We start from the raw sequence: 4,391 nt of genomic DNA, 5'->3' as shown, positions 1-4,391 counted from the left end.
TTACTGTGGTGGTGCTGCTCTGCGCTATGAAAGCCCGGAACTCTTCAAACTGCTTGAGGAAATCTATGTCGATGCGCTCGGGGTTCTGCTTGAGCACATCAAGCCCGCGCTGGGTGATCCGTACCCAGCCCCGACGCGGGCTTTCGAGCAACACAGCCTTTTTCAAGTACGTTCTCGCCCAGCCAACCCGGTTGTCGAAAATCGGCTGCTGGCCGCTCGGCAACAACTGCCTCCGCTCCTCCACAGTGAGCGAGAATTCCTGGGCTAAATGGTCTATCAGGTCGCGCAAACGCTGCTGCTCACCGTCCGCAAGATACCTGAGCAGAGGCAGCATAAGCGCTTGGTAAGTAGGGATGGGCATAGTGCGATCTTTCTAGCAGAACATCAGGCTGTCAACACGATGATAACAGGATGCATAGTTACTGTTTGTAGTCAGCGTCCTGCCCTGAAAGAACGCCTTGTCCTTGCTAATTGCTTTGAGATTCTTTCTCACACCCATCAACATTGGCTTGAGGTAGAGGCCCGTTACATGAGAAAAAAAGACGTCAGCCCGCAGTGGTTGCCGCTGGAGCAAGCGGTTCTGCGTTCTGGGCTAAAGTGAAAGCTTGAGCCAGGACATGGGTGGCAACCCCACGCGAGGTGCACTGCTGCCCAATGAAGCGCAAACGGGCCAGTTGCTCCTCGCAGGGTCGGCTCACCTTCGACATCGATCGCTTGGGTTAGACCTCCGAGTTGCGCCGTGAGGTCATTGTCTATGAATTGCTGCACATGAAAGTGGCCAATCACGGCCAGATTTTTAAGGTATGACTCAAAGCCTATCTGGCATCTGTTGGAACTGCCTCCCCTGCCGATGACATAAAAAGTTGTCGTGACACTCCCTAGAGAACGGATTGGGGATCTAGTTGGTCTAAAAGGGGTTCAAGAACCGCTTCCCAAGGGGGGAGTGGCATCCCTAAAACAGCCTCCAGCTTCCCACAGTTGAGAAGGGAAAAGGCGGGTCGTTGGGCCAAGGTGGGATACTCCCTGCTGGGAATTGCCTCTAGGGTAGCCACTGCACAGCCCTGGGTGCGCAGGTAATCAAAAATTTTAGCAGCAAAACCATACCAACTGGTGCTACCGCGGGGCGTCAGGTGATAGAGGCCACTCAGGGAAGAATCCACCTGCCAGCGCTCGAGGAGTTGATAGGTAACTTGGGCAATGAAGGGAGCAGCCGTGGGCGTACCGATTTGATCGGCAACCACCCGAACCAAAGGACGGGTTTGGGCCAGGCGAACCATTGTCCGCAGAAAGTTCTTGCCCCGCAAATCATAGACCCAACTGGTGCGCAAAATCAGGTGGGCGGGGTGGTGGCTGGCGATCGCCTGCTCTCCTAGCCACTTACTGTAGCCATAGACATTGAGGGGGGCAGGGGGATCGGTTTCGCGATAGGGTAGCGACTGCGTGCCGGCAAAGACATAATCGGTGGAGTAGTGAATCAGCAGCCCGCCTAGGTCGGCCATGGTTTCTGCCAAGCGGCCAACCGCTGTGCCATTAATCCGCTGGGCCCGCTCGGGTTCCTGTTCCGCTTGATCTACGGCAGTGTAGGCCGCCGCATTGATGACCACATCGGGGCGAAGGGTTTTCAGTAACTGAGGAATGGCATCTACATCTTCCAGGTCCAGGGTTACGGCGGTACCTTGGCGAGCCACGGGAATCACTTCAATGCTAGGCGGGGCCTGCCGCACCAGTTGCCAGCCCACCTGCCCCGTTGCCCCCAAAATCACCAGCCGCATTTTCCACACTCCTGGGTGATGAACTGATTGTTAAAATACTTTAAGAGTTTGCGCCACTACCCATGAATACGGCCATTGTCCCCAGCGATGCCGCGCCCCAAGAGATTGCGATCGCGGCTGAAACCCTTCCCAATGATCCAGAGAGCTTTCAACCCTACGATCCGCTGGCTATCGATGCCTACTATCGGCAGCGGCCTTTACTGGTCTTGAGTCGTTGGTTGCGGATTCTCTGGCCGGTGTTTTGGCTGCTTTTTAATCGTTGGTGGGACAGGGTCACAGGCCAAAGCAAACAAAATCAACAGCGGCGGGCGATCGCCCTGCGGGAAACCCTAACCCGCCTTGGCCCTGCCTACATCAAAGTGGGACAAGCCCTCTCCACCCGTCCGGATTTATTGCCAGCGGTGTATCTGGAGGAATTGACAAAACTCCAAGATCAGTTGCCACCCTTTCCCAATGAAGTGGCCTTTCAGTTTATTGAGGAGGAACTGGGCGCCCCCCCCAGTGAACTCTTTGCGGAACTGAGTGATCATCCCATTGCAGCTGCCTCGTTAGGACAGGTGTATCGCGGCAAACTCCACAGTGGCGAAGAGGTGGCCGTTAAAGTTCAGCGCCCCGGCTTGGCAGAGAGTATCACCTTGGATATTTACATTCTGCGGGGGGTGGCCTATTGGGCAAAACGCCTGATCAAGGAGATTCGCAGTGATTTAGTGGCCATTCTCGATGAATTTGCCAGCCGCCTCTTTGAGGAAATGGACTATACCCAAGAGGGACGAAATGCCGAACGCTTCGCCCGTCTCTATGGCCATCTCACCGATGTCTATGTGCCTAAAATTTACTGGCAATACACACGGCGGCGAGTGCTGACGATGGAGTGGGTAACGGGGGTCAAACTGAACCAATTGCAGCAAATTCAGGCCCTGGGGATTGATCCGCGCTATATGGTGTATGTGGGGGTGCAGTGCTCCCTACGGCAGTTGCTTGAACATGGTTTTTTCCATGCGGATCCCCATCCCGGGAATCTGTTGGCCATGCCCAGCGGCAAATTGGCCTATCTCGACTTTGGCATGATGAGCGAGATTGCCCCAGAGCAGCGCTATGGCTTATTGAATGCTATTGTTCACATTGTTAACCGTGAGTACGAAAGCCTTGCCTACGACTATGTTCATTTAGGATTCCTAACCCCCGATACGGATTTGGAACCCATTATTCCAGCCTTGGCCTTAGTTTTTGAGGATGCCTTGGGGGCGAGTGTTTCGGAACTGAATATCCAACGCATTTTCGATCGCCTGTCAGAGGTGATGTATGAGTATCCCTTTCAAGTGCCCGCCTATTATGCCTTGATTGTGCGATCGCTGTTGACCATGGAGGGGATTGCCATGGGCGTTGACCCCAACTTTAAGGTACTCAGTGCCGCCTATCCCTACATTGCCAAGCGACTGCTCACGGATCCTGCCCCGGAGCTGCGTACGAGTCTCACAAACCTTCTCCTCAAGGATGGTCAATTTCGCTGGACGCGCCTAGAAAATCTGCTGCGCAATGCCCGCGAGAGTCGTGACTATGACTTTAATGTGGTGCTAGAGCAGGCTTTGGATTTTCTCTTTTCGGAGCGGGGAGCCGAGTATCGCGATCGCCTAGCGGATGAAATTGTCAAGAGCCTCGACACTTGGGCACGGACAACGATGGGGCAATGGAACCTTGTGCAACTCTTACCCCTAGTCAGCCGCCCAGTACCGGCAACGGCCAGTTCCAACATCATCAGTGAAGCCAACGCCCTAGAGCATTTGCGCCGCATTTTCAGCATTTTGCAGGATACCCCCGGTTTTGATTGGGTCAAAGTTATCCCTGCGATTCTGCGGATTATTGTGCGCCCAGAGGTGCAGCAAATGGGTCAGCGCATTGTCAACGGCCTCCTGCAACGGGCGATCGCTCGCTTTATTCGGGAGATGTTGCTGGCGGACTCGCAGCCGGCGCTACAGACGACGAGTCTGTCCCGCTAGGTTCTGGGGATACAGCCGGTGGTGCTGCCCCAGGAGGGGGGGGTGTTGGTGCAGGGGTCGCTTCCTCAGCAGCTGGGGGTGAAGCCTGATGAGCCTCAGAGGGGCTAGGCGCTGGCGCGGTGGGTTGTTGGCGGGGGGGTGAAGCAGCGGGCGGACACATCTCAGGACGATACTCAAAGGCAAAGGTGATCGCTAGGGCCTGATATTTGCCTGTAGCCTCAAAAGCTTGCTTTCGTACCTGTTCTAAAGCCGCCTGATCCAAAAGCGGCGAGCCACTGCTGCGAATAATCTGGGGATTGCGGGTGAGCAAGCCCGTTTCTGGAGCGGCATTTGCAGGGAGCAATTCACCCTGGGGAGTGACTACCACCGCAACCGTTGTTTCCCCTTGTAGGCGATCGCCACAGGCCTCCTGCGGATAAAAGTCCGCAATCCGCTGCCCAAAATTCACTTGGATATCTGTCGTATTCAGCGTTGACCGCGTTTCATTAAACCAACGGGACAAAGCGGCTGCTGCCTCCGCTGTTGTACGGGCGATCGGCTCATTCGGTGGGGATGCGGGAGTCGGTAAGACCAGTTCTGGGGCAACGGCAACATCTTCATTGGGGCCCGGCAAGGGGCGGGT

3 protein-coding genes and 1 pseudogene are annotated in these 4,391 nt (G+C 55.4%); 1 reads left to right on the top strand and 3 read right to left on the bottom strand.

Annotated elements, in window-relative coordinates; genetic code table 11:
* Together H8Q75_RS01350 and rfbD are read right to left on the bottom strand one after the other, a co-directional pair.
* Positions 1 to 361: winged helix-turn-helix domain-containing protein (locus H8Q75_RS01350; RefSeq protein WP_297039817.1), on the bottom strand; the 361-nt coding region annotated here is incomplete at its 3' end.
* Positions 362 to 878: 517 nt separating this feature from the next.
* Entirely contained in the window at positions 879 to 1,772 is an 894-nt protein-coding gene (rfbD, locus tag H8Q75_RS01345) for a dTDP-4-dehydrorhamnose reductase (RefSeq protein WP_024125872.1), read from the bottom strand.
* Between the two features lie 62 nt (positions 1,773 to 1,834).
* Between rfbD and H8Q75_RS01340 the strand changes: the two genes are divergently transcribed.
* On the top strand, positions 1,835 to 3,769 hold the full coding sequence (locus H8Q75_RS01340; RefSeq protein WP_024125871.1) for an AarF/ABC1/UbiB kinase family protein: 1,935 nt from the start codon (positions 1,835 to 1,837) through the stop codon (positions 3,767 to 3,769).
* On the opposite strand, the pseudogene H8Q75_RS01335 reads toward H8Q75_RS01340, so the two are convergent.
* Positions 3,705 to 4,391: pseudogene (locus tag H8Q75_RS01335) on the bottom strand (hypothetical protein); the annotation flags it as partial. The gene H8Q75_RS01340 and the pseudogene H8Q75_RS01335 sit on opposite strands and share 65 nt — an antisense overlap.

It is taken from the genome of Thermosynechococcus sp. OHK43, assembly GCF_014466085.1.
Classification (GTDB): Bacteria; Cyanobacteriota; Cyanobacteriia; order Thermosynechococcales; family Thermosynechococcaceae; genus Thermosynechococcus.
The sequence above is the reverse complement of the archived record's forward strand: the minus strand, read 5'-3'. Positions and strand labels throughout refer to the sequence as shown.